The sequence below is a fragment of the Peribacillus sp. NPDC096447 genome (assembly GCF_044762725.1).
In the GTDB taxonomy this organism is placed as follows: Bacteria; Bacillota; Bacilli; order Bacillales; family DSM-1321; genus Peribacillus.
Map to the genome: position 1 here is coordinate 303509 of NZ_JBIWEV010000006.1, position 24782 is coordinate 328290.

At 39.8% G+C, this 24782-nt stretch carries 21 protein-coding genes, 1 pseudogene, 1 riboswitch and 1 other annotated feature; of the genes and pseudogenes, 16 read left to right on the forward strand and 6 right to left on the reverse strand.

Going from position 1 to position 24782, the window contains the following annotated elements; translation table 11 throughout:
* Positions 1-29 precede the first annotated feature (29 nt).
* The 4 genes from ACIQZD_RS21165 (at position 30) to galE (ending at position 7730) form a co-directional block, all read left to right on the forward strand.
* Positions 30-1772: a phospho-sugar mutase gene (locus ACIQZD_RS21165; RefSeq protein WP_402906124.1), complete on the forward strand. Its 1743-nt coding sequence runs from the start codon at positions 30-32 to the stop codon at positions 1770-1772.
* 256 nt (positions 1773-2028) lie between these two features.
* On the forward strand, positions 2029-2916 hold the full coding sequence (galU, locus tag ACIQZD_RS21170; RefSeq protein WP_101224801.1) for a UTP--glucose-1-phosphate uridylyltransferase GalU: 888 nt from the start codon (positions 2029-2031) through the stop codon (positions 2914-2916).
* 156 nt (positions 2917-3072) lie between these two features.
* Complete coding sequence (locus tag ACIQZD_RS21175; RefSeq protein ID WP_402906127.1) at positions 3073-6675, forward strand: CDP-glycerol glycerophosphotransferase family protein; 3603 nt, start codon at positions 3073-3075, stop codon at positions 6673-6675.
* Between the two features lie 83 nt (positions 6676-6758).
* Positions 6759-7730, forward strand: a complete 972-nt coding sequence (gene galE, locus ACIQZD_RS21180; protein ID WP_137018367.1) for a UDP-glucose 4-epimerase GalE — start codon at positions 6759-6761, stop codon at positions 7728-7730.
* 229 nt (positions 7731-7959) lie between these two features.
* Here galE and ACIQZD_RS21185 read toward each other — a convergent pair whose 3' ends face one another.
* Entirely contained in the window at positions 7960-8142 is a 183-nt protein-coding gene (locus ACIQZD_RS21185) for a hypothetical protein (protein WP_402906130.1), read from the reverse strand.
* 64 nt (positions 8143-8206) lie between these two features.
* Positions 8207-8436: a binding site (T-box leader), on the reverse strand.
* Positions 8437-8584: 148 nt separating this feature from the next.
* On the opposite strand from ACIQZD_RS21185, the gene ACIQZD_RS21190 reads away from it, so the two are divergent.
* Both ACIQZD_RS21190 and ACIQZD_RS21195 read left to right on the forward strand, forming a co-directional pair.
* Positions 8585-9475, forward strand: a complete 891-nt coding sequence (locus ACIQZD_RS21190; protein ID WP_402906132.1) for a PhzF family phenazine biosynthesis protein — start codon at positions 8585-8587, stop codon at positions 9473-9475.
* A 30-nt stretch (positions 9476-9505) separates the two neighbouring features.
* A complete protein-coding gene (locus ACIQZD_RS21195) occupies positions 9506-9703 on the forward strand; it encodes a hypothetical protein (RefSeq protein ID WP_402906134.1) in 198 nt (65 codons plus the stop codon).
* An 87-nt stretch (positions 9704-9790) separates the two neighbouring features.
* Here ACIQZD_RS21195 and ACIQZD_RS21200 read toward each other — a convergent pair whose 3' ends face one another.
* On the reverse strand, positions 9791-10369 hold the full coding sequence (locus tag ACIQZD_RS21200) for a pentapeptide repeat-containing protein (RefSeq protein WP_402906268.1): 579 nt from the start codon (positions 10367-10369) through the stop codon (positions 9791-9793).
* 42 nt (positions 10370-10411) lie between these two features.
* On the opposite strand from ACIQZD_RS21200, the gene ACIQZD_RS21205 reads away from it, so the two are divergent.
* The 3 genes from ACIQZD_RS21205 to ACIQZD_RS21215 all read left to right on the forward strand — a co-directional run bounded on the left by ACIQZD_RS21205 (position 10412) and on the right by ACIQZD_RS21215 (position 13302).
* A complete protein-coding gene (locus ACIQZD_RS21205; protein WP_402906270.1) occupies positions 10412-11032 on the forward strand; it encodes a class I SAM-dependent methyltransferase in 621 nt (206 codons plus the stop codon).
* Between the two features lie 394 nt (positions 11033-11426).
* Complete coding sequence (locus ACIQZD_RS21210) at positions 11427-12131, forward strand: class I SAM-dependent methyltransferase (RefSeq protein ID WP_402906136.1); 705 nt, start codon at positions 11427-11429, stop codon at positions 12129-12131.
* Between the two features lie 370 nt (positions 12132-12501).
* On the forward strand, positions 12502-13302 hold the full coding sequence (locus tag ACIQZD_RS21215) for an STAS domain-containing protein (RefSeq protein WP_402906138.1): 801 nt from the start codon (positions 12502-12504) through the stop codon (positions 13300-13302).
* A 185-nt stretch (positions 13303-13487) separates the two neighbouring features.
* Here ACIQZD_RS21215 and ACIQZD_RS21220 read toward each other — a convergent pair whose 3' ends face one another.
* A complete protein-coding gene (locus ACIQZD_RS21220) occupies positions 13488-14144 on the reverse strand; it encodes a potassium channel family protein (protein ID WP_402906140.1) in 657 nt (218 codons plus the stop codon).
* A gap of 23 nt (positions 14145-14167) precedes the next feature.
* The gene (locus tag ACIQZD_RS21225) at positions 14168-15505 is read right to left on the reverse strand and encodes a TrkH family potassium uptake protein (RefSeq protein ID WP_402906142.1); all 1338 of its coding nucleotides are present in this window, start codon (positions 15503-15505) and stop codon (positions 14168-14170) included.
* Between the two features lie 169 nt (positions 15506-15674).
* Positions 15675-15817, reverse strand: a riboswitch (cyclic di-AMP (ydaO/yuaA leader).
* Positions 15818-16150: 333 nt separating this feature from the next.
* Here ACIQZD_RS21225 and ACIQZD_RS21230 point away from each other — a divergent pair.
* Positions 16151-16342: a hypothetical protein gene (locus ACIQZD_RS21230; protein ID WP_076370632.1), complete on the forward strand. Its 192-nt coding sequence runs from the start codon at positions 16151-16153 to the stop codon at positions 16340-16342.
* Positions 16343-16701: 359 nt separating this feature from the next.
* Positions 16702-17961, forward strand: a pseudogene (locus tag ACIQZD_RS21235) (MFS transporter).
* Between the two features lie 45 nt (positions 17962-18006).
* Here the strand turns inward: ACIQZD_RS21235 and ACIQZD_RS21240 are convergent.
* The gene (locus tag ACIQZD_RS21240) at positions 18007-18606 is read right to left on the reverse strand and encodes a TetR/AcrR family transcriptional regulator (RefSeq protein ID WP_402906144.1); all 600 of its coding nucleotides are present in this window, start codon (positions 18604-18606) and stop codon (positions 18007-18009) included.
* 120 nt (positions 18607-18726) lie between these two features.
* Between ACIQZD_RS21240 and ACIQZD_RS21245 the strand changes: the two genes are divergently transcribed.
* From ACIQZD_RS21245 to ACIQZD_RS21265, 5 genes are all read left to right on the forward strand, one after another.
* Positions 18727-19452 (forward strand): ABC transporter ATP-binding protein, encoded by a 726-nt coding sequence (locus tag ACIQZD_RS21245; RefSeq protein ID WP_402906146.1) that lies wholly within the window; start codon positions 18727-18729, stop codon positions 19450-19452.
* The gene (locus ACIQZD_RS21250; protein WP_402906148.1) at positions 19449-20465 is read left to right on the forward strand and encodes an ABC transporter permease; all 1017 of its coding nucleotides are present in this window, start codon (positions 19449-19451) and stop codon (positions 20463-20465) included. Before ACIQZD_RS21245 ends, ACIQZD_RS21250 begins: the two co-directional genes overlap by 4 nt.
* Before the next feature lie 213 nt (positions 20466-20678).
* Entirely contained in the window at positions 20679-21314 is a 636-nt protein-coding gene (locus ACIQZD_RS21255) for a VanZ family protein (RefSeq protein ID WP_402906150.1), read from the forward strand.
* A gap of 39 nt (positions 21315-21353) precedes the next feature.
* Positions 21354-22820 (forward strand): aminoacyl-histidine dipeptidase, encoded by a 1467-nt coding sequence (locus ACIQZD_RS21260; RefSeq protein ID WP_402906152.1) that lies wholly within the window; start codon positions 21354-21356, stop codon positions 22818-22820.
* 612 nt (positions 22821-23432) lie between these two features.
* A complete protein-coding gene (locus tag ACIQZD_RS21265; RefSeq protein ID WP_402906154.1) occupies positions 23433-24131 on the forward strand; it encodes a GntR family transcriptional regulator in 699 nt (232 codons plus the stop codon).
* 44 nt (positions 24132-24175) lie between these two features.
* On the opposite strand, the gene ACIQZD_RS21270 is transcribed toward ACIQZD_RS21265, so the two are convergent.
* Positions 24176-24763, reverse strand: coding sequence for a TetR/AcrR family transcriptional regulator (locus ACIQZD_RS21270; RefSeq protein WP_402906157.1), 588 nt, complete (start codon positions 24761-24763; stop codon positions 24176-24178).
* Positions 24764-24782 lie beyond the last annotated feature (19 nt).

The window sequence follows — 24782 nt, forward strand, 5'->3', positions numbered from 1 at the left end:
ACCAACAAAGAAAGAAGGACTAAGCGAAGATGAATTGGAAATGTTCTTACGACTCATGGGTGAATTTCGAGGCCCTTGATAATGAAATGAAATCATTACTTAACGAGATGCAAGATGATGAAAAGAATATAGAAGATGCGTTTTATAAGAACTTGGAATTCGGCACAAGCGGTATGCGCGGGGAAATTGGGGCAGGTACGAATCGGATGAATCTATATACAGTCCGTAAAGCAACATTGGGATTAGCCCATTATCTGCAATCGATGGGTGATGAAGCAAAACGCAGAGGTGTCGCGATTGCCTACGATTCACGTTTTAAATCGCCTGAATTTGCCTTGGAAGCAGCCAAGACCCTGGCTACAGAAGGAATCAAGGCTTATCTATTCGATGAGTTAAGACCAACGCCGGAGTTATCCTTTGCCGTTCGTGAACTGAATGCATATGCTGGGATCGTTATTACAGCAAGTCACAATCCCCCTGAATATAATGGCTATAAAGTGTACGGGCCAGATGGTGCACAGCTTCCTCCGGCAACGGCTGATGTAGTAATAGAATTCGTGAATGCGATTGAAAACGAACTTGCCATTTCGGTAAAAGATGAAGAGACATTGAAAGCGCAAGGCCTCATTGAGATTGTCGGAGAGGAAATCGATACCGCTTATAATGAAAAATTGCTTACTGTGCCCGAAAACAAAGATTTAAGTGAAGAAGTGGATGTGACAGTTGTATTCACACCGCTTCATGGCACGGCAAATAAGTCTGTCAGACGTGCTTTACAAGATCTTGGATACGACAAGGTACACGTTGTAAAAGAGCAGGAATTGCCTGATCCCAATTTTTCGACAGTTCAATCCCCGAACCCGGAAGAGCATGCAGCTTTTGAAATGGCCATTGAATTAGGAAATGAAGTATCGGCAGACCTTTTGATCGCAACAGATCCGGATGCAGATCGACTCGGTATCGCCGTTAAAAATATAGATGGCGAATATGTGGTGCTTACAGGTAATCAGACAGGTGCACTAATATTGGATTATCTTTTAAAAGAAAAGAAAGCGAAAGGCACTTTACCTTCCAATGGAGTTGTCTTAAAAACGATAGTAACTTCTGAAATCGGGCGCAGAATCGCTAAGGAATATGGTTTAGGGACCGTTGATGTATTAACGGGTTTTAAATTCATCGCTGAAAAGATCAATGAATATGAGGATAGCGGCAAGCACACGTTCTTATTCGGATATGAAGAAAGTTATGGCTATTTAATCAAGGATTTTGCCCGTGATAAAGATGCGATCCAAGCGGCCGTTCTTGCAGTGGAGGTTTGTGCCCACTATAAAAAACAGGGCATGGATCTATATGAAGGATTGCTTACCAACTTTGAAAAGTACGGGTATTATCTGGAGGGACTTCAGTCATTGACCTTAAAGGGGATTGAAGGCGCCGGGCAGATTCAAGGGATACTGAATCAGTTCCGTGAGGCTCCTCCAAAGCAAATTGCCGGAAAAGCTGTAACGATGCAGGAGGATTATCAAAGCGGTGTGAAGCTGACGGTGGGCACCAATAAGGAAGAAGTCATTGATTTACCTAAATCAAATGTAATTAAGTACTTCCTTGAGGATGGCACATGGGTATGCTTGCGGCCATCTGGTACAGAACCTAAAATCAAATTCTATTTTGGGATCCAAAGTGAAACGATGGAAGAAGCCGAGTTGAAATTGAAGCAGGTCATGAATGCTTTCATGGAAAATATTCATGGTATGATCAATAGTGCTAAATAAATATTTATATAAGTCCTTGGACCTACCAGTCATATAATTAAGAAAAATAAGGCCTTTTCCTGGAATACCGGGGAAAGGCCTTATTTTTCGGGATATTGCATTGGGTGGAAGTTTAATTATGGATGGGTTTACAAATGAAGGAATTTTTTCTGTTAATATATTTACAAAAAACGAGTCTATGTTACTATAAAAAGGATGATTCAGAAAAAAATGGGTTTTTTTGTAGATTTATCTTAATATGAAGGAGTTACAAAGAATGAAAAAAGTTAAAAAGGCCATTATACCTGCAGCGGGATTGGGCACTAGATTCTTGCCCGCAACGAAGGCTATGCCTAAAGAAATGCTGCCAATAGTCGATAAACCAACTATACAATATATTATAGAAGAAGCCGTGAAAGCGGGAATTGAAGATATAATCATTGTCACAGGAAAGAATAAACGAGCGATAGAAGATCATTTTGATAATGCTTACGAACTAGAGAATAACTTGAGTGAAAAAGGGAAATTCGATTTATTGGAGAAGGTCCGATACCCATCCAATTTAGCTAATATTCACTACATTAGGCAAAAAGAACCGAGAGGCCTCGGACATGCTGTTTGGTGTGCACGTAACTTTATTGGTGATGAGCCATTTGCCGTCCTTTTAGGCGATGATATCGTGGAAAGTGATGTGCCTTCACTACGTCAATTAATCAACGAATATGACGCGACAGGTTCGTCCATCATTGGTGTGCAGCCTGTAAATGAGAGCGAAACGCATAGGTATGGCATCATTGACCCGCTTACCCAAGAAGGCAGAAGATACGAAGTGAACCGTTTCGTCGAAAAACCAAAACAAGGAACGGCACCATCCAATCTAGCCATCATGGGAAGATACATACTGACTCCGGAAATATTCGATTTCCTGGCCAAGCAGGAAACAGGGGCTGGCGGTGAAATCCAGTTAACCGATGCCATCCAAAAACTGAATGAAATCCAAAAAGTGTTCGCTTACGATTTTGAAGGAAAACGCTATGATGTCGGAGTTGTCGATGGTTTTGTGAAAACGACAATTGAATTTGCCCTGCAACGTCCAGATTTAAGAGACGACATCATAAAAGTAATGGAAAATATCCTCGAAATGCATAAGGCAGTGGACAAATAAACTCTTACTGCCATTCATAATCTTTTAATTTAATGTAGTAATCACCTTTAAAAAATCTCCAACTATTGATCATTCATAGTTGTTATTTTTGGTTAATGAAAGGCAAACATAATTTTGAATGGTGAATATAAATCCATAAAAGGGGATGCCTATTTAGTGAATAAGAAGGTAATAAAAAGAAAAGTCGATTTCCTTAAACAACCTATCGCTAATTTCCTATTAAAGGAAAATCATCAGCGCGTAAATAGATATGCAAAGTATTATGAGAAATTAAGCGTGCAAAAAAACACAATTCTATATGAGAGTCGTGATGGAAACAGTATGACTGACAGTCCATATGCGATGTTTAAATATATGCTGGAAAATCAGGACTATCATGATTTTATGCACATTTGGTCGATCCAAGATTTCAGTGTCCTCTCAGGTGTAATAGCGAAGTATAAGGATATGCCGAATGTTCAATTCGTTCAGCGTAATTCAAAGGAATATTTAAAATGGTTGGCAACAAGTGAGTATTTAATCAATAACTCCACATTCCAGTCTTTCTTCATCCCTAAAAGTGAGCAAATTTACATCAATACCTGGCATGGAACGCCCCTTAAGAATATGGGCTTCGATATACCGGGTAATCCTTCGGTCTCCCAAAACGTTGTCAGGAACTTTTTGAGTGCAGATTACATTTTGAGCCCTAATGCCCATACTACCAACATTTTTACACATAGCTATAAGTTAAATGGATTGTATAAAGGTGAAATTATAGAAGAAGGATATCCGAGGATCGATTTGACGCTGAATACGAATCCGGGGGAGTATAAGGATTATCTAAGGACTCTAGGGTTGAAAGTCAGTGATGCTAAGGAAAATATTTTATATGCCCCGACTTGGAAGGGGACGAACCTTGCCAAAGTGGATAACGATCTTCTTCAAATCATTGCCGATATTAATTATTTACAAAGTCAAATCGGTGAACAATATAACCTATTTATTAAGGTGCATCCATTTCTATATAAAGAAGCGGCCAAGCATTCGGAAATCAAGGATGTGCTAATACCTGACTATGTTGATTCAAATGAATTGCTTGCTGCAGTTGATTTGCTTATCACGGATTATTCCAGCATATTCTTTGATTACCTTGTTACCGATAAGCCTATTCTATTTTACACATGGGACACGGACGTTTATGCAGAGCAAAGGGGACAATATCTCCAAAATGACGAACTTCCGGGACCGATGCTTTTTAACTCAAAAGAACTGGCACTAGCCATTAAAGATATTAAAAATGTGGAATTGAGATATTCCGATAAATATAAAAAAATGCAGGAAAAATTCACGAACCATGAGGATGGAAAAGTAACAGAAAGAATAGTCAAAAATATTTTCAATAAGTCTACGAAACAACTAAATACAATTACTGGGCTGGATTCCGCAAAGGAAAAAATATTGATTTATCCGGGCGGATTGAGGGATAACGGTATTACATCTTCTTTCCTTAACTTAATGAATAATATTGATTATGATAAATATGATGTCAGCTGTTTTAATGCCACCCCTCACTCGTATGAGGTTTTGAAAAATATGGGCAAGGTTAATAAGAATGTGCGTTTTCTATTCAAACCTGGCTTGCCTGTATATAAATTTTTGGAAGTCTACAAAGACAAATTCATCCATAATAGAGGGGAAAGAGGTTTCTTAGGGAAGAAGCTTTACCCGGAAAATGCTTATATTAGGGAGCATGCACGTTTATTCGGTAAAACAAAGTTTGATTTTGTTATCGATTTTAGCGGTTATAGTCATTATTGGGCTAAATATCTGCTGGCGGCAGATGCAAAAAAGAAAGTTTGTTATATGCATAATGATTTGCTTTCTGATAGTGAGCGCATCATTAATGGAAAGAGACCTCACCGTATTAATCTAAGAGGAATTTTTTCGGTATACAATCGATTTGATAAACTGGTAAGTGTTTCTGAGGGAACGATGGAATTAAACCGAAAGAATCTATTGGAGTATGCAGACTTCGATAAATTCGATTATGTAATGAATTCTATCAACCCGGATAAAATCCTTCAAATCGGGTCAAATGAACCTGAAGCTATCGAAAATGATGAAAAGGCAATGATCACAGAAAACTTCAAAGCAAGGGCGATATTAAACGATGTCAAGGATAATCATGTTTGGAATACCCTTCCGGGAATTTCGAATGCCATCCAATTTCCACTGGAAGAACGTTTTGAAGGTGCTGAAATCGTGATTTCGAGAAAAGCCCATGCTGATCAAAAGACATATTACAAATTCAGTCATGACAATCAAATAATAGGCTGGATTAGTGAAGAAGCTGTGGAGCTGTTGCCAGACAGCATCATTTATGAAAAAGAAGTGGATAAAATTGCAAGGTTAGTAAGACCTCGGTCGAACTATATTTGGTCCTTGCCGTATAAAGTCGAAGGAACGTACAAAGTTTCCGGCAGTCATGATTTTAAAGGAATCATTGTAAAAGTCGATAGGGAAGCAAAAACCCAGCATTCGATTTATAGCAGAATATCTGTAAAAAACAAGATAATAGGCTGGATAGATAATTCAGCTTTATCCATGCTTGAACATTGTACAATCAATGAAGACATGAGCTTTAATGACAAGCTGCAAATCATGATGAAAAGAAAGTATATAATATCCAGAAACTATAAAAACAATAAAAAGTTCATTGATAAGATTGAGAATAGAACGCTGAAGGAAATAAACACCGGTAATCAGAAGTACGGAAAAATAACTAACCCGGAGGACCATACAATCTGGACGAAGGCATATCCGAACTACAAGGCTAAAAGAGTGAGCAAGGCAATCGATTTTGAAGGGCAAATCGTCAGAATCATAAAGTATAACAGAACCAACAAAGGCGGCTATTACCTATTCGAAATAGATAATAAGAAAATAGGTTGGTTAAATACGGGGGCATTCGAAATCATAGAAGAGCCAATCCTGTTAAAAGAACGGGAAGTGCGCGGCACTGCCGAAATTAACTTAGGCGACTATAATATTTGGGATAAGCCTTATGGATTGCAGGATGCCATGGTCTTGGAAAATGGGCCAACCTTTAATGGGCGGATTGTGGAATTCGATAAAGAAGCGGTTACTCAACTTGGTACTTATGCCCATATATTATTGGACGGGATATCTATAGGCTGGATCGATAAACAGGCGTTAATCGTACAAGTGGTCCATGGATTGGAAGTGAATGATCAATTCGTTCCATATCCTGATAAAAATGATTTTAACTTTGTCAATATGGGAAGATTATCTCCTGAAAAAGGTCAAGATAATTTGATTCGTGCTTTCGCAGGCTTTCATGAGAAACACAAAAATAGTAAACTGTATATTTTAGGACAAGGACCTTTAAAGGAAGATTTGCAGGCAATCATTGATGAGCTGGACTTAAATCATTCCATTCATCTTTTAGGCCAGCTTGAAAATCCATTTTCGTTCATGGAAAAATGTGACTGCTTCGTTCTTTCCTCACATTATGAAGGGCAGCCTATGGTATTATTGGAGGCAATGACTTTAGGAATGAAAATCATGGCTACTGATATAGTGGCTAACCGAACCGTTTTGGATAACGGTAAATATGGTTTACTTGTGGAAAATAGCATAGTTGGACTGGAAAAGGGCTTATCTACTATGGTTAATAATGATAATCCTGAACTAGCGAAGTTTGATTACACTCAATATAATGGATTGGCCATGGAAACTTTCAATAAATGCCTATAAAATGAGGGAGATTCTTATAATTAGAAGAGCCTCACATATATGCAATGATTCATTTAAGCTTAAAGTAAAAGGAGAAATTCTATATGATTTTGGTCGTTGGCGGTGCAGGATATATTGGAAGTCATCTTGTAAAAGAGTTAGTGAATACTGAAGAGGTAGTCATTCTGGATAATCTCTCAACCGGTTTTCGTTCGCTGGTTGATTCGAAGGCAATCTTGGTGGAAGGGAATTTAGGGGACGAAGAAGTTTTGAATGAAATATTCCTTAAGTATCCCATTAAAGCTGTTATGCACTTTGCCGCTAATAGCTTGGTTGGGGAGTCTGTTCAAGATCCTTATAAATACTATGATAATAATGTAGGTGCAACTCTTACATTATTGAATACCATGCTCAAGCATGATGTTAAGAATTTCATTTTCTCATCAACGGCAGCTACATACGGGATACCAAATGTTGATATGATTGATGAAGATCAGCCAACCAATCCGATTAATCCATATGGCCGCTCGAAATTGATGGTAGAGCAGATCTTAGGGGACTTTGCAAATGCATATGGACTTCATTATGTCGTCTTGCGTTACTTTAATGCGGCTGGAGCACATGCGTCGGCAGAAATCGGTGAAAGTCATGATCCGGAAACACACCTGATTCCTATTATTTTACAGCATTTATTAGGACAACGGGAGAAGATTTCAGTGTTTGGAACGGACTATGACACAGAAGATGGCACATGCATTCGTGACTATATCCATGTAACGGATTTAGCTCAAGCTCATATAATCGCCCTTCAAGCCCTATTATCCGGGAAGAAGGATACGGCCACCTACAATCTTGGGAATGGAAAAGGATTTTCGGTTAAGGATGTAATCGACACTTGTGAAAAAGTCACAGGAGTGAAACCGACCATAGAGTATGCAGACCGTCGCCCTGGAGATCCAGCCCGTCTGGTTGCTTCGGCAAATAAGATATATGAAGAGCTTGGATGGAAAGCATCGATAGATTTGGAAGAAATCATTGAAAGTGCGTGGAAATGGCATAAATCTCAAATGAAATAATGGTCACTTGGGATTCGATAGTCGTTTCAGACTGTAGACAAACTCGAAGAAATACGAGTTTGCCTGCAGTTTTTTTATTTAAAGAACGTTGCAGGTGATTTCAGAAATCCATTGAGGCTTTTATCATATAAAAGAGTAAAAAAACATGTAGTATAACCAAGTCTTGTTTTAAAATCCTGGTACGTACTTTAATCGACCGTTCCCGCAGTTATTCGACCTACCGCGGACTTTAATCGACATTTCGAAAGAAGATCAAGTCAAAATCCTTTTCAAACGTTTCAATTTCTTCAGGATGGCAAAGTACTAACTGAAAATCTTCTCTAAGCTTCGAAGTAAGAAACAAATCCTCCTCGTAATAATTTCTTCCTTTTGCTTCATAGTATAAATCCGTTACGAATAATAGTGTCTGCATGACTCCTGCACCTGCTTTACCGTTATTTTCATTGATTAGGTTAAAAACAAAAAATCCCGTCTCATTAAGAGACGAGATTTGAACTCGAGGTACCACTCTTGATTAATAAAAGGCTTACAAACGCACAATAATACATTGTCCCATTTAACGGGGGAACCGGTAAAGCTTACTGAAGATTCGGCTTTACTTCTCGGGGATGATTTTCGGTTATATTCTGGACACTGGCTTTCAGCAAAGCACCAGCTCTCTTTGGAACAGAAACGATAACGTACTCCTTCCCTTCATGGAATTTTACATTTGATGAATTTGAGTAATTGTACAATAGTCAGAAATTAAAATCGATGGTTGTTTCACTTAGTATAGGACAAAAAAGGGGATATGGATAGTGATATAGAATTACTATTCAAGAGAAGTACTATTCATTTAATAGGAGATGTTAGTTTTGAAAATGGTAAGGGTTTTTCATTACGATGCGTTCAGCAGTAAACCGAATAAAGGAAATCCGGCAGGTGTGGTTTTAGATGCGGATGGACTGACGGAAAAGGAAATGCAGGATATAGCGGAGAAGGTGGGGTTCAATGAAACCTCTTTTCCGATGGATTCCGATATTGCCGATCTTAGAATCCGTTATTTTACACCGGGACATGAAATGAATCTTTGCGGACACGCGACAATGGCTACCATCCATGCACTGAAGACCAGGGGATTATTGGATAAAGATGAGCTGATGATTGAAACAGGAGCGGGAATATTGCCAATCAAGATCCATACGACGGCTGATCAAGATATATATATTACGATGAAGCAGGCCACGCCGCAGTTTGAAGCGTTTAACGGAGATAAGGGTGGCTTAGCCAGTTCCCTCGGCCTTGATATAGAAGATCTGGAAAGTGAATTACCTATTGTTTATGGAAGTACAGGTTTATGGACTTTACTGGTTCCGGTAAAAGAAAGAAGTTCATTTAAAAGGATGAAGGCGAACAATAGCCTGTTTCCGCAAATATTAAAGGAAATGCCAAGAGCTTCCGTTCATCCCTTTTGCCTGGAGACGTACGATAGTGATGCCCATATGCATGCCCGGCATTTTTCCTCGCCATTTTCAGGTACGCTTGAAGACCCGGTTACAGGAACGGCTTCAGGTGTCATGGGGGCTTATTTTGCAAAATACATAAAGGATGATCTTGAAGATGAAGTGCACCTGTTAATCGAACAAGGACATGAAATCGGAAAGGATGGCAGAGTTCGCGTTTCGGCTACCAAAAACGATGATACATATGATATTGAAATTACCGGGAATGCTGTCTACGTTAAAGAGTTTCAAATAGAATTCTAAAGGTTCATGCAGAAGAGGATGGGCGGTTGAATGATAAGCATACCTGAAAAAGTACGTAAAAACCCTGTGCCAAGACTTTCATGTCTTAGCACAGGGCTCTTGAAGAACTATTCGCCCCTACTCATTCCTTTTAAAACGACCGCAGTCAGAAACACGGTCACGCAAATGATTGAGGCGGATACGACAATCGCTGTCGGTATAGTCATTGGAAACTCTTCCTTTAAATGATGGTCACGCCGCTAAGATCAACCTCTGCTCCATGTAAAAAGTTGTAAGTGAGTTTATCCATCGAAGCTCCAGTAAAGTCGATTTTCTTCAAATCGGACATCTGGAATTGAACATTGATGAGTGTGGCATGCGAAATGATGCCTTTTTCAATGAAGAACCCTCGAAAATGGTTTGGTTGAATGTTTCCCCATCAAATATAAGGCCAGATAAATTACAGCTTTTAAAATCGGTTTTATTGTAAATGCTGTTCTTGAAAGTTACGCCTTTTAAATTTGCACTTTTAAATAAGGTACCAGTTAAATTGGCGTTTTCAAAGATGCAATTATCTAAGTTACTGCTTTTGAATGTGCTGTTCGTCAGGTCGGAATGGCTGAAGTCGGAACGGCTTAAATCGCAGGAATTAAACTTGCCATCATGCACCGAAACCGAGCGGAAGTCGGAATCCAATAAGCGATGCCTGGAATATCCTTGTGTGGCATCTCCCCAATAAGAGATGATGCATCCGTCCTTTTCCAGCCGTTTTAAGCTGGAATACATCGTCGCTTCCTTAATTTCATATTGCTCATTGGAATTTGTATATATCAGTTTGCTGATTTCATAACCATATTTATCGCACTTTGCAGGAGTTTTAGAATCATCGTATCTACATATCCGCTTGGAAGGGATTTATCATGTTTCATGGAAGTAGTATGTAAGGGGGTGGGGATGTTGAACAATTCGTGGAATAAAGTGATTTATAAATTTTGGTCGCCAATTTATGACAAAATCTTCAACTCTCATCTCTTTTTAGATGCCAGGAAAAGAATGTTTGAAGAGATGCATTTTCATGATAATGCAAAGGTTCTGTTTGTGGGCGTAGGTACGGGGGCCGATTTGGAGCTGATCAAGAACCTTGACCTTGAGATAACGGCGATAGACCTGTCAGCCGATATGCTAAAAAAAGCGATGGGGAAATTTGATGATGCATCGATCAATTTCCTCGAGATGGATGCACAGCATATGGAATTCGATAATGAATCGTTTGACTATATAGTGGGAAGTTTGGTTCTTTCCGTCGTACCTGATGCCAATGAATGCCTTCGGGAAATGATCAGAGTTTTAAAAGGGGATGGAAAAATAATACTATTTGACAAGTTTATTTCTAAAGATGAAGTGCTTTCACTACCCAAAAAGCTTCTAAGGCCCATCATTCGATTTTTAGGAACGGATATTGGCTTGAGGTTTGAAGACTTGTTCAGTAGACATGTTAAGAATATGAAAATTGAAGAAGATCGACCGATCATGCTGAATGGAATGTATAGAAAGATAATCATCAGTAAACGGATGTGACAGGAAGTTGGCGGAGGGATGTTTCAGAAGTGGATTGGGAGTCGGATTCATGGACATCTGGATACATCATAGGGCTGAGCTTTGTTGTTTGGAAGCTTAACCTAATTTGCTGTAAAGAGCATGTAATATTTGACATACTTATATAAAACCCATGTCCTTTCTAACATGGATAATGAGCCGATCATCGGGTTATTAAGTAAGAATGTAACATACTATCAGAAGGCTGTTCGAACGCATCTTTGATACCTTTAAATTCCAGTGATCATCATATAATCAACAAGTCCAATTGTTTCTGAACGTCCTATGTCACTCATTTTTGATGCAGCTGTTACATAGGCACAGGCCAAAATCAGTATAATTAAATGGTGGGATACAATGGGAAGAGGTGATGGTTTTGTCCGAGACGATAACAACCTATGAAGATCTATTGAATATGCTCGACTCGTTATTGCGTGAGCCAACTGGATTCTGGAATGGTTTTTATGAAGACCGCTCAAAAGGGGTTCCCTTTTTCGAAAATTTCCCTGATGAAAATTTAGTTACATATTTTGATGGTGGGTTAATCCGGCCAGGAAAGGTTCTTGAGCTTGGGTGTGGACCTGGAAGAAATGCCATTTACCTTGCTCAAAAGGGCTGTTCCGTTGATGCGGTGGACCTTTCGAAGGAAGCCCTTGAATGGGGGAAAGAACGAGCGGCAGAAAAGAAAGTGGACGTGAACTTCATTCAAAGGAATATATTTGATATGGACATTGAGGAAGGGCAATATGACTTCGTCTTTGATTCAGGTTGTTTTCACCATATTGCCCCACATCGAAGGATCAATTATTTGGACATGGTGAAAAAGGCGTTAAGGCCTAAGGGGTTGTATTCGATTACTTGTTTTGTCGAGGGCGGCATATTGGGTGGTGCCGATATTTCGGATTGGGAAGTATATAGGCAAAGAAGCCTTAAAGGCGGATTAGGTTTTACGGAAGAAAAACTCAGAAAGATCTTCAAGGATTTTGAAGTGGTGGAAATACGGAAAATAAGGAAAATGGAACAATCGGATGAAACCTTTGGGGTTCAAGGTTTATGGACGGCCTTATTTATGAAAAAGTAATTCTTATAAGAAAGTCGAAATGGGGTTTAAACGGAGGATCTGGAATCAGGTCCTTTTTTTGTTATAACGAAAAGGGGTAATTTGTTAACAAAATTTAAAAAGGGTAAACTATAACAATAAATGAACCAGAATAGTAGATGAAGGTTTTACTGAATTTTTTTTGAAAAACAGTGGTTGTATGGTTTCAAAAACAGCTGGGAAGGTATATGGAAAGAGGGGCCTTTGGGCTTTTAGATCATAAGATTTTTTAAGTATGGAAGAGGTTTTATTCGATGCTTACTTTGTTGATAATTTTTCAATACCCTGACAATGCTGATATCAGCGTTAGATTTATCGACTGCTTTTTATAAAAAATAAATAGGAGGAGTTTATGCACAGAAATCAAGAATTATATTCCTTTTTATTGGGTGTGGCAGCACAATTGACTGAGGAATGGTACGCAACATTGAATAAAAACGATAAGGCGGGGGTTTACAGCTCACTCGATCCCAAAGTGATTAAAAAACTTAAGCAGCAAAATAATGAATTCCATTTACGTTTCTTTCAGGTCTTTGATACAGAGGAGAGGGAATTCTTTGAGAAGCTTGGTGAGTGGATTGAAGATATCGGTCAGGATGAGCAGCATTTAAACACACCCATCTATTTTATATTGAGGGAGTTTTTTCGAACGCAAGAGCAATACCTGGATTATATTGACCGGTTTGTGGGATTGCATGGAGATAAATATACGCAGGCGGAAATAAATTCCTGGTATCGGATAGTGGTGAAGGTGTTCAGCGAAGTGATGGAGAAGTTTACGGAAGCGAATCATAGGTATGCTAATAAAATCATGAAAGCCCAACAGGCAACGATCGATGAATTGAGCACGCCCATCATTTCCCTTAAAGATAATACAGCGTTACTTCCCCTGATAGGCGATATTGACACGGCGAGGGGCATGTCCTTGCTTGAAAACACACTACAAAAGTGCGCTGAAAAAAATGTCACCAGGCTTTTCGTTGACCTTTCGGGCGTTCATGCCATAGATAGTGCATCCGCCCACCAGCTGTCACAATTGATTGAATCCTTACATTTGATCGGAATTCAAACAACCCTTTCAGGACTTCGGCCGGAAATAGCCATGACTGCCGTTAAGCTTCAACTGCCTTTTGATAAAGTGACGATAAAGTGACGATAAAGTCCACTCTTGCCCAAGCGATCAGTGCGATAAAATAATACATACATATCCTAGGGATGGGGATGCTCGTTATAAATTTCATCGAGAAGATCGCCATATGGCGGTCTTCTCGCATGTATAGGTGATGCTGCATTCAAAATAGGTACCGGGCTAATGAAGCAAGAGCCGAAACCTGCCGGTTATTCAATATTGGCAAAGAAGGCTAGATCTTCTTTATTGCCAACCACTAAAAGCATATCTTTTTCATGGATATCCTGATCCGGTGAGGGTGCTATGATGATTTCCCCATTACTCACGATGGCAATGACGCTGATATTATATTTTGCCCGCAAATCAAGCTCCCTGAGGCTTTTCCCCTTCATGCTCATGGGGAGGATGATTTCCTCGATATTGTATTCTTTAGAGAGTTCAATATAATTCAGCATGTTAGGGGACAGGAGTTGATTCGCGACCCGCTCCCCCATATCCCTCTCAGGATAGATGACCCAGTCGGCCCCGACTTTAGTGAGCACCTGACCGTGATTTTTATTAAGTGCTTTGGCAATGACCTTATCGACCCCAAGCTCTTTTAAAAGCAATGTAGTTAAAATGCTCGATTGCATGTCATTTCCGATGGCTACGATGACACAATCGAAATTACGGATTCCGATTGATTTCAATGCCTCTTCTTCAGTCGTATCCGCCATGATCGCATGGGTAACGCTCAGTTCCGCATTCTCGACTCTTTCCTCGTTGACATCAATACCCAATACCTCTTGGCCAGCCGTATATAATCTATGGGCCACACTGGTTCCGAATCTGCCTAGACCGATCACGGCATATTGTCGTTTTCCCATCTTTTACACTCCTTCATTTATGTTTAACCAATCATGATTTTCCCTTTTGGACGGCGGAACGGATCTGGTTTGCGCCTCATGGCGATGGCAAAGGCCAAAGTCAAAGGACCCACCCTGCCTGCAAACATCGTGAAAATGATGAGCATCCGGCCAACCGGTGATAATTCTGGGGTCAAACCCATTGAAAGTCCCACGGTGGCGAATGCTGAAGTGGCTTCAAACAAAATCATTAAGAAATCAGTTCCGCTTTCAGTGATGGTCAGCAGAATGGAGATGATGGAAACCATGAATACGCCAATGAATGTAACGGACAATGCCTTAAAGATCGTTTCACTTACAATGCGGTGCCGGAATAATACCACATCACCCTTTCCTTTAATCTGTGACCAAACCGTTCCGACAAGCGTTGCCAATGTAGTCGTTTTAATCCCGCCGCCAGTCGATCCGGGTGAAGCCCCGACGAACATCAGAAAAATGATGAGCAGTAAGGTAGGCTGAGTCAAATCAGGGATATTCAGCGTATTGGAGCCGGCTGTCCGTGGTGTAACTGACTGAAATAAAGACGATAACGTTTTACCCATGAAAGATAAAGGCTGTAATGTCTTTTGGTTACCGAACTCGAATAAAAAGATTAAAATTGCTCCGACAATCGTAAGGGTTAAGCTAGTCGTCAGAACAACCTTCGTATGCATGGATAAACGATGGGTATCACGGTATTCGTATATTTCATTCATCACGATGAAACCTATTCCGCCAAACGTGATGAGGAAGACGACCGTAAGGGTTACGAAGGGATCCGATACATAAGGGGTCAAGCTCCTGAATTCCCCCATTAAATCAAAGCCGGCATTATTGAAATTCGATATGGAATGAAAAACCCCGTAATAGATTGCTTTGCCGATTGGCATGTCAAAAGAAAAGCGAATCGATAAGATAAGGGCACCTATGCCCTCAATGATGGCCGTGAAAATTAAAAGCCGCTTCACTAACCTGACTACACCTGCCATGGATAGATTATTTAAGGACTCCTGCAAGAGTAACCTGCCTTTTAAAGAAATCCTTTTACCTAATAGGAAAAAGAAAAACGTCGCAAATGACATGAATCCTAAGCCGCCTATCTGAATCAGTGTTAAGATGACCAACTCACCAAAAGTGGTGAAGGTCGTTCCCGTATCCACTACGACCAGTCCTGTTACACATGTAGCGGAAGTCGAGGTGAATAAAGCATCCAGAAAAGAAAGGCCATTGCCATTTTCTGTGGAAATCGGCAGGGTCAATAAATAGGACCCGATAAGTATCAGGATGGCAAAGCCGAGTACAAGTATTTTTGGCGGATCCAACAAATTTTTTGCTTTTATCAAATTGATCATCCCTACCTATAAAAAAATTGAGTGAAACTGTATGATATTTTAATCATCAATCTGCTTTCAGAATCTTTTTAAAGGCATAATAAAAAGACCAGCGAAAACATCGAACAGTTATTTTGCCACAAAAAGCGTGAAAAAAAACTCCCGAAATAGGCGGTCTTATGACCTCCTTCGCTTTAGCCGACGAAGTTAGCTGACGGGTAGGATGGCGAAAGAGCTGATCTCATCCCTTCTGCAAGGCAGAATTAACCCCAATTGATTGGGTCCTCCGTACTCAATTCCATTGAGTTTAGGCCGAAATGCATTAAATTGATAAACGTATTCTACTCCCATCATTTAGTAGTTGTAAACCCCTAAATGGTAAAAAAATATTTCTTTAACAAAACTGAAAATTTACGTTTTATTTACATTTAAAAAACGTATTGACAAATATTAGTTAGCACATTATGATAGGTTCGATTAATCCGATTATGATAACCAGCATCGATGTACTTTATTCAATACTTTCAAGCAGAACACGCTATTTGCCAAGCAAAATTTGTAATATATATATTATGTTTCTTTTGTAAATCATAAAGAAAAAAAGCATTGCATTCGTATTTAAAAATTCAATACATTTTATTAAAAAGGCGGGCAATTATGGAGAAGACGTTCAATAGATATGTTATTAATGCTACAGGTAAAGGTGGCCAGACATATTTAACACAATGCCAGGATAAAGATGCACTAAGGAAATGGATAGCCGATCATGAGGATCAAATCATCATGGATGAGTTAAGGATAACGGATAAGAAAAAGAATCCGTTTTTAAAATTATTTTCTCTAAGGTAAATCAACTAAATCCCAACATCATTAGCGGTATTCAATTATGAAATCCCTGTGTCCTATCCGGGAACGCTGAGCGAAAAATCCATATCTTGTTTTTCCTTTTAAACTCATTTATTTTGAATGAGTTTTTTTGCGTCATTTACATTATAAAAACATTAATGTTAAAATTTAGTAATGAAGAATGTAGAGGTAAAGAGGAGAAAAGTAAATGAAATGACCACTTTCCAAAAGAGCCTCGAAAGCAGCCGAGGATAGTTGGGGATGTATGGTGACGCATAGAGGTGGCACCGCGAATTGACCTCGTCCCGAGACGCATTGCTTGGGGACGGTTTTTTTTATTGTTCGGTCAAGAGGGAGAAGCGATGACATTCAGAAATACATTAGTATCCTGGAAATATCCTTCCATTCTATTGTGCGGAATTGGTATCTCCAACATCGGTTCTTGGGTTTATTTCATTGCACTTAATTTAATCGTTCTGGATATGACTGATTCAGCCTTGGCGGTAGCTGGACTTTATATCGTTAAACCGATGGCTGCCATATTTACGAATGTGTGGGCAGGCAGCGTGATCGATCGGATAAATAAGCGGAATCTAATGGTGGCACTTGACCTTTTTCGAATGGTATTCATAGCCTTGCTGCCATTGACTTCTTCTATTTGGGTCATCTATTCCCTTGTCTTCGTGATCAATATGGCAGGGGCCATGTTCGTAACAACATCAAGGTCTTATATAACAAAATTAATACCTGTTGAACAGAGGAAACGATTTAACTCATTACGAAGCTTAATTGATTCTGGAGCTTTTTTGATTGGACCAGCGCTAGCGGGTATCCTTTTCTTGATCGGTACGCCCGTTTTAGCGATTTATATTAACGCGGCAGCCTTATAGTTATCCGGTATCATCACTCTATTCATGCCTAATCTTGAAAAGGATCATCCCTTTGAACAATCCAGTCATTACCTGTCATGGACCATCATGAAAAAGGATTGGGTCATCGTCCTGGACTTCAGCCGGAAATCTTCCTATATCATGCTCATTTATTTCTTATTCAGTTGCATGGTGGTGATGGAAACGGCCATCGATTCCCAAGAAGCGGCGTTTGCCAAGGCCGTGCTCCTTTTGTCGGACAGCGATTACGGATACCTTGTAAGCATCGCCGGGGCAGGCATCATTGCTGGTGCCATTGTCAATGCCGTATTCATCAGTAAAGTGAAAATCTCGCACATGATTGGTCTTGGATCTTTATTTGTCTCGATAGGTTATTTGATCTTTGCCTTTTCGAATTCCTTTTCACTGGCAGCCATCGGGTTTTTCATCATTGCCTTTTCATTGGCTTTTGCCAACACCGGCTTTCAAACCTTTTATCAAAATAATATTCCGGTTGAAATCATGGGCAGGGTCGGAAGTGTTTTTGGCTTGTTAGAAGCTTTATTGATCATCATTACTACCGCAATTGTTGGTGTTTCAGCCCATTTCATTTCGATTCGGTTCGTGGTGATTTCAGGTTCCATGATCATGTTCGCTTTTTCAATTTTATTGTCGATGCTTAGTATGAAGACCTCCAAGAGGAGGTATAATTCCGTTGGTGATGTAGAGGTAGAAGCGAAGGAAAAGATGTAATCCGATTTAAAGGCATGTTGATGGAACATGCCTTTAATTAATCGTTCATTGGATGAATGTGCGCAATTGGCTAATGAAGTTCAAGATTTGAAAATGGATTTTCGCCATTTCTTCCACCGTTTGTTCTTCACAGTTCTCCAACCACTCCTGTATCACCCCTAAAATCGCCGATGTCAGGAAGGCGTGCATATACATGCGGAATGCTTCATCTTTAGCTGCTGGATGCAGGCTGATCAAACGCTCCAACAGTATTTCACCGAATACCCGCTTTATTTTTTTTGCAAAAGAAGGATCGCCCTGATCACCAAGAATGGCCCTTAATGCGTGAGCATGTTCACTGATGAATTGAAAAATCGCTATGAAAGGCGGGTAAAGCTGTTGTTGATGAAGAGCCAAAAAAGCCTCTTTTGGCAAAATGGCAGTAATGCGGGTTTGAAGTTCATTTAACAATTCCTGCTGTAAGTGATCCATCAATTCATATTTATCTGTGTAATGCAAATAGAATGTGCCCCGATTAATGTTTGCACGCTCTGCAATTTTCTTCACTGATACATGTGAGAACCCCTCTGCTTCAACGAGTGCAATAAAATGATGTTGTATCTGCTTTTTCGTCTTTTGTACCATATCCTCATGAATCGATGCCATGGAATGTCTCCTTCACTAAACATTTTTCCAAATGTGTTGATTGTATTAGAACGAATGCTACCTTAGAATGATGATACACTCAACACCGTGTTAATTAAAGAGGGAGGATGTGTGTGTGCAATGAAAAATGCGATTTCCATTGAAGGAATTGCTAAGGGTTTTCATCAGAAAAAGGTCATTCAGCCATTGAGCTTGAATATTGAAAAAAACGGAATTTTTGGCTTATTAGGTCCATCCGGATGCGGAAAGACGACCTTGATTAAAATGATTGTCGGATTGATTAAGCCTGATGCGGGTAAAGTCACGGTTCTGGATCATGAAGTGCCAAATGAAGCACTGTTAATGGATGTCGGCTATATGGCACAGTCCGATGCTTTATATACAGAACTGACGGGAGCTGAAAACCTCGAATTTTTTGCGAAGCTATACCGTTTTTCGAAAAAGGAACGAAGGGAACGCATTCAATATGCAGCAGAAATCGTACAGCTGACGAATGATTTGAAGGTTCGGGTTGCGCATTATTCCGGGGGAATGAAACGCCGTCTGTCACTGGCGGTTGCACTCATCCAAAATCCGGAGATTCTCATTTTGGATGAACCGACAGTAGGAATAGACCCTTTGCTGAAACAATCGATTTGGCAGGAACTTGAGCGGTTAAGAAATGAAGATCATAAGACGATCATCATCACGACGCATGTGATGGATGAAGCGGAACGATGCGATAAACTGGCAATGCTGCGTGAAGGTGAAATCATCGCGGCAGGAACCCCTGCTGCTTTAAAAACACAATTTGCCGTGGGTACGCTTGATGATGTTTTTTTAAGGATTGGAGGCGGCCTAAAATGAGAATTGCCTCTCTTGTTACTCGAATTACACAGCAGATGCGCCGGGATCGAAGGACGCTCGCTTTATTCTTCCTAGCTCCTTTGCTCATTTTAACGCTCATGTATTTTATTTTCGATACAGAAGCAAGTGATTTGAAAATCGTTGTTACAGGCAGTGATGAAGCTATCGTTAAAGCATTAAAGCAAGCGGGTTTTCAAGTAAAGGCTGCTGAGGAATTTTCACAGGAAAAAATGATAGAAAATGATACGGATGGCTGGCTGCTTGTTGAAAATGGCAAAATGAAACTCACACTATTGAACGACGAACCGACCCGTGCAAAGGCTGTTCAAATGCAAATGATGCATGGCTTGCAAGGGAATGAAAAAAACACTCCTTCCATTGAGGAGCAATATGTATACGGAGATGCCAACACAAAGAGTTTTGATACTTTCAGTCCGATGCTCGTGAGCTTTTTCGTTTTCTTCTTTGTATTTTTAATAGCGGGGATCGCGCTTTTGAAGGAGCGCACAAGTGGTACGTTGGAACGGCTGCTTGCCACCCCGATTAAAAGATACGAAATCGTAGCGGGCTATGTGATTGGATATGGCTTATTTGCTCTCATTCAAACCATAATTGTCGTACTATATGCTGTCAATGTATTGGATATCGTTCATGTTGGCTCCATTTGGCTCGTGTTACTGACGAATATACTGGTAGCGCTCGTTGCATTATCGCTTGGTACATTACTATCGAGTTTCGCGACATCTGAATTCCAAATGGTACAATTCATTCCGCTGGTCATCGTGCCGCAAGTATTCTTTACAGGGATTTTCCCATTAGATGGCATGTCAGACTGGCTCCAAAAAATCGGCAAGGTCATGCCTCTCTATTACGCATCGGATGCCATGAACGGCATTATGTACAAAGGTTTCACGTTCAATGAGGTTTCACTGGATCTGCTCATTCTCATGGCCTTTGCCGTCGTCTTTATCACCATCAATATCATTAGTTTAAAAAAATACCGTGCACTATAACTCTTTAAAAAAGAAGCCGGATTCCTGGAACATGAGGAACCGGCTTTTTTGTTTTACTTGAAGAAGATCGGATTTTAGTTGAAGGTCGAATTATCCTACGAATCGGTTGAATTATTCGAAAAAGCTTCTCCTTGCCGGGTTTCTAATGACAGGTTAATGCAGTTTGTTGACGGGTTGTTAAAGTTGTCCTAGGATATAAGGATATGCAATGAATTGGAAAGAAATAGAAAGGGGGAGTTATATGTTTCAAAAATCGGTCATGCTTTCCCTTTTGCTGTCGCAAGCATTTTTTTGTGCGGTTTGCCTTTTTTCCTTCAGCTTCTATTATATTTGAATTATTTGGTGATCATGGTTGTCTGGTTTTGTATACTTCTTTTCGTTTCGTTTGCGGTTCTTTTTTTTCGAGGTGAAACGATCAGAATTCCGCACCTTTTATGGCAGGCAGTATTGTTTGGCTACAGTTTATCATTATTGGTCTTGCTGTTCTTTCGACCAGAAGGGCAGGTATATTCGTATAATTTGATTCCTATTTCTACGATTCTTTCATATTTATCGAACGAAATGAACTGGCTTGTGTCATTTTATAACCTTAGCGCCAATGTGGGGCTGTTCATTCCATTCGGCCTGTATTTGTTGTCAAGGGAAGGGAAAGAGCCTTCCGCTAAAAGGAAATTTCTATATCCATTACTTTCGATTTCAGTCATCGAAATCTGTCAGTTTGTTTTTCGGCGCGGAAGTTTGGATATCGATGACCTGATCCTGAATATGATTGGTGTCTACCTGGGGTACATTCTGCATCCTTTGTTCAAGAAAGTCGTAGTGTTCCGTTCTGGAAAAGTAAAAGGATGAGAGGCAGTACAAATATTTTAAATGAAAGGGTGTATTTCCATGTATAGCACGTTAGAAGAATTATCGAGCCATCCGGTGTTTCATTATTTTGCAGCGATTTCCAAAATCCCGAGAGGATCGGCTAATGAAAAAGCGATCAGTGACTTTCTGGTTCGCTTCGCTAAGGATAGGAACCTGGAGGTGATCCAGGATGAGGCGCTGAATGTGATTATCAAAAAGCCTGCCACAATTGGATATGAAAGTGCACCTACAGTCATTATCCAGGGGCATATGGATATGGTTTGCGAAAAGAACAAGGGAACGCTTCATGATTTTGAGAAAGATCCGCTTCAATTAAGGATTGTGGGAGACATGTTGTATGCAACGGATACAACATTGGGGGCGGATAATGGAATTGCTGTTGCTTATGCTCTGGCATTATTGGATGCCAATGATATTCCGCATCCCTCTCTTGAAATAGTCATAACGACTGAAGAAGAAACGACGATGAACGGTGCACTTGCCGTGGATCCGGCTCACTTCAAGGGGAAAATGATGATCAATATCGATTCGGAGGAAGATGGAAAGCTGCTGGTCAGCTCTGCTGGAGGAATACGCGTGCGGCAGGTCCTGCCAATCGGATGGGAAACGGCTTCTATTGTTGATGCTGTATCTTATAACATCAGGATTAAAGGGTTGAATGGCGGACACTCCGGTATGTCCATCCATAAGGAAAGAGGGAACTCCAATAAACTTTTGGGCAGAGTATTACATGAATTAACGACAGACTTCCCTTGCTGCATACAGCAAATGAACGGGGGCTTGAAAGGGAATGCGATTCCTCGTGAAGCAGATGCCACTGTACTGATTTCTGTAGTAGATGTTCAGAAGATAACGGAGAGACTCCAGCAATGGGAAAATACATTTAAAAATGAACTGCAATCTTCCGACCCTGAGGTATCGATCAGGTTTGAAAAGATCGAAACGGTTTCTTCAAACGTTTTCTCCAAAGAGACGGTGACAAAAGCCATTACCTCCTTACTCGTAATCCCGCATGGCGTTCAAGGAATGAGCATGGGAATAGAAGGATTAGTGGAAAGTTCGACGAATCTAGGGGTCGTTACAACAAATGAAGCGGAAATGATATTTGAAAGTGAAATCAGGAGTTCGGTCAAAAGCATCAAATATAATATGGTCACGCAAGCAAAGGCGATTGCCGACATGCTTGGGTGCGAGCTATTGGTTGACGCGGATTATCCGGAATGGCCCTATAATCCTGATTCGAAACTCAAGAAATTATTTGAAGAAACATACAAAGAAAAATATCATGAAGATATTGAAATCATCGCAGTACATGCAGGGATCGAGTGTGGGGTATTCATAGATAAGCTACCAGGATTGGATACTGTTTCAATCGGACCGGATATGTTTTCCGTACATACACCTGAAGAACACTTAAGCATCCCTTCGACCATAAACAACTGGGAATACTTTGTTTACACATTAAAGCGGATGAAGGATTCATAAACAACTGCATGTCTGGGGACAGTTGAATTCAAAGATTTGGAGACATCCTATCATTAATTGATAGGATGTCTTTTTTTGAGGGTTAGTAAATCTGATTCGTTGATTTCCACTCCAGGCACTCGCTTTCCGCGGGCGGTCCGGGAGCCTCCTCGGCGTCGCCTGCGGGGTCTCCCTTGGCCACGCTTTTCCCGCAGGAGTCTCGTACCTTACGTTCCAATCAACTGAGACGTTTTTTATTAATAACTGTAGGCTGGTCTCATCCCGAATTATGTTTGAGACTAGTTTATCCTTTTAAGTTTTTTTCACCTGTAATCCTCATTGGATTGAAGAAATTTGCGACACTCCTGCCGAAATACTGGCTAGCCGAGACCCCACAGGCGCTCGCTTTGATGCGGCTTGGCAGAAAGTCGGCGGAAAGGGAGCGATTTCTGAAAACTCGAATCTTTTTTTTAGAAAAAACTGCAGGCAAACTGGCTTTTCATCGAATTTTTGTCTACATTCTGAAAGAAACTGAGATTTCTTTACAATCGTTATAAAATAAACTATTGTAAAGAAAACCTATCATTAATTATTGTTCGAAATCATTATGTATAGAGGAAGGTATATGGAAATATGGGTGTAAAGTATAGAATGGTCGTAGAACAAATGGAGAAAGAAATATTAGAAGGAAAATATACATTAAATACAAAGTTACCTACTGAAGAAGAGTTGATGAAGAAGTTCGATGTCAGCAGGAATACCATTAGAAAAGCAATCAATATATTGGTTGAGCAGGGTTATATCTATCAAGTGCAAGGAAGCGGCATATTCCTAAGGGAGTTTTCCAGACCGGGCTGCATTTCGATGAGGGATATGAGTGGCTTAACCAAAGTGTTTCCAAATGATGAAATGAAAAGTAAAGTGTTGAAGTTAGAATTAATTGAAGCTGATGAAAAATTGGCCAAGCAAATGAAATGCAATGTAAAAACCAAGATATATAACCTCAAACGGGTTAGATATTTAAATGGTGAACCTATTGTAATAGAAGAGTCTTTTTTCAATAAAGATATCATTCCCATCATAAATAAAGAAATTGCAAATGGCTCCATTTATGAATATATAGTCGAGGATTTGAAGTTGAATATTGGTTTTGCAGATAAAATCATTTCGTGTGAAAAGCTAAATGACGATGATGCCAAGCTTTTGGATTTGCAGCCAGGTGATCCGACATTAATAGTTGAAAGTACGGTCTTTTTAAAAGCGGGAGCCGTTTTTGATTTATCAATCGAGAAATATAATTACACTTCAGCCAAATTATTAACATTGACTTAAAAAGGTGGTGTGAATTGGAGTTATCGATTCACACCGTTTTTTATTCATTTCTCTTTTTCCCCAACTATCCCATAAAACAAAATCTTCATAATATCCTCAGTCAAAGGCAGGATGCTTTGATAAACCTCTTCCCGTTGGATATATTCATTCATCGCTTTTATATAAAATAAAATCGCTTCATTAGATAAGTCCGGATCAACATATCCTTGTTCCTTTCCCTGGTTAAACAGATCAATAAAGCGTGGCAGGGCCTTTTCTGTATATATTTTTTCCATATAATTGATTCCGGAAGTATATTCCCTCATTAAATATTGATAAAAATCTTCATGGATTTGTTTCGCAGTTTCATTCTTCGTGAACATCAGCTGCTTTATTTTTTCAGGGAAAGCAATGTTGCTGGCAAGTATTTGTTCAAATTCATCCAATGCCTTATCTGTATAATAAACAAAAACCTCATGAATTAGATTATGTTTGCTTTCGAAGTAATTATATATCGTTACTTGAGATACATTCGCTTTTTTGGCTATTTCTCCAATCGAAATCTTTTGGACACCATACTCCATGAACAAAGCTAAGGCAGCCTCTAGTATATTCAATTTTTTTTGTTCCCTGCGGCGTTGAAATCCGTCCATTTATTTCACCTCAACCTTA

What these genes read in the sequence shown, in the direction of transcription:
- ACIQZD_RS21165 (WP_402906124.1), top strand. Translation starts at nt 30, where the DNA reads ATGAATTGGAAATGTTCTTACGACTCATGGGTGAATTTCGAGGCCCTT.
- galU (WP_101224801.1), top strand. Translation starts at nt 2,029, where the DNA reads ATGAAAAAAGTTAAAAAGGCCATTATACCTGCAGCGGGATTGGGCACT.
- galE (WP_137018367.1), top strand. Translation starts at nt 6,759, where the DNA reads ATGATTTTGGTCGTTGGCGGTGCAGGATATATTGGAAGTCATCTTGTA.
- ACIQZD_RS21185 (WP_402906130.1), bottom strand. Translation starts at nt 8,142, where the DNA reads ATGCAGACACTATTATTCGTAACGGATTTATACTATGAAGCAAAAGGA.
- ACIQZD_RS21195 (WP_402906134.1), top strand. Translation starts at nt 9,506, where the DNA reads ATGATAAGCATACCTGAAAAAGTACGTAAAAACCCTGTGCCAAGACTT.
- ACIQZD_RS21215 (WP_402906138.1), top strand. Translation starts at nt 12,502, where the DNA reads ATGCACAGAAATCAAGAATTATATTCCTTTTTATTGGGTGTGGCAGCA.
- ACIQZD_RS21220 (WP_402906140.1), bottom strand. Translation starts at nt 14,144, where the DNA reads ATGGGAAAACGACAATATGCCGTGATCGGTCTAGGCAGATTCGGAACC.
- ACIQZD_RS21230 (WP_076370632.1), top strand. Translation starts at nt 16,151, where the DNA reads ATGGAGAAGACGTTCAATAGATATGTTATTAATGCTACAGGTAAAGGT.
- ACIQZD_RS21240 (WP_402906144.1), bottom strand. Translation starts at nt 18,606, where the DNA reads ATGGCATCGATTCATGAGGATATGGTACAAAAGACGAAAAAGCAGATA.
- ACIQZD_RS21245 (WP_402906146.1), top strand. Translation starts at nt 18,727, where the DNA reads ATGAAAAATGCGATTTCCATTGAAGGAATTGCTAAGGGTTTTCATCAG.
- ACIQZD_RS21250 (WP_402906148.1), top strand. Translation starts at nt 19,449, where the DNA reads ATGAGAATTGCCTCTCTTGTTACTCGAATTACACAGCAGATGCGCCGG.
- ACIQZD_RS21260 (WP_402906152.1), top strand. Translation starts at nt 21,354, where the DNA reads ATGTATAGCACGTTAGAAGAATTATCGAGCCATCCGGTGTTTCATTAT.
- ACIQZD_RS21265 (WP_402906154.1), top strand. Translation starts at nt 23,433, where the DNA reads ATGGGTGTAAAGTATAGAATGGTCGTAGAACAAATGGAGAAAGAAATA.
- ACIQZD_RS21270 (WP_402906157.1), bottom strand. Translation starts at nt 24,763, where the DNA reads ATGGACGGATTTCAACGCCGCAGGGAACAAAAAAAATTGAATATACTA.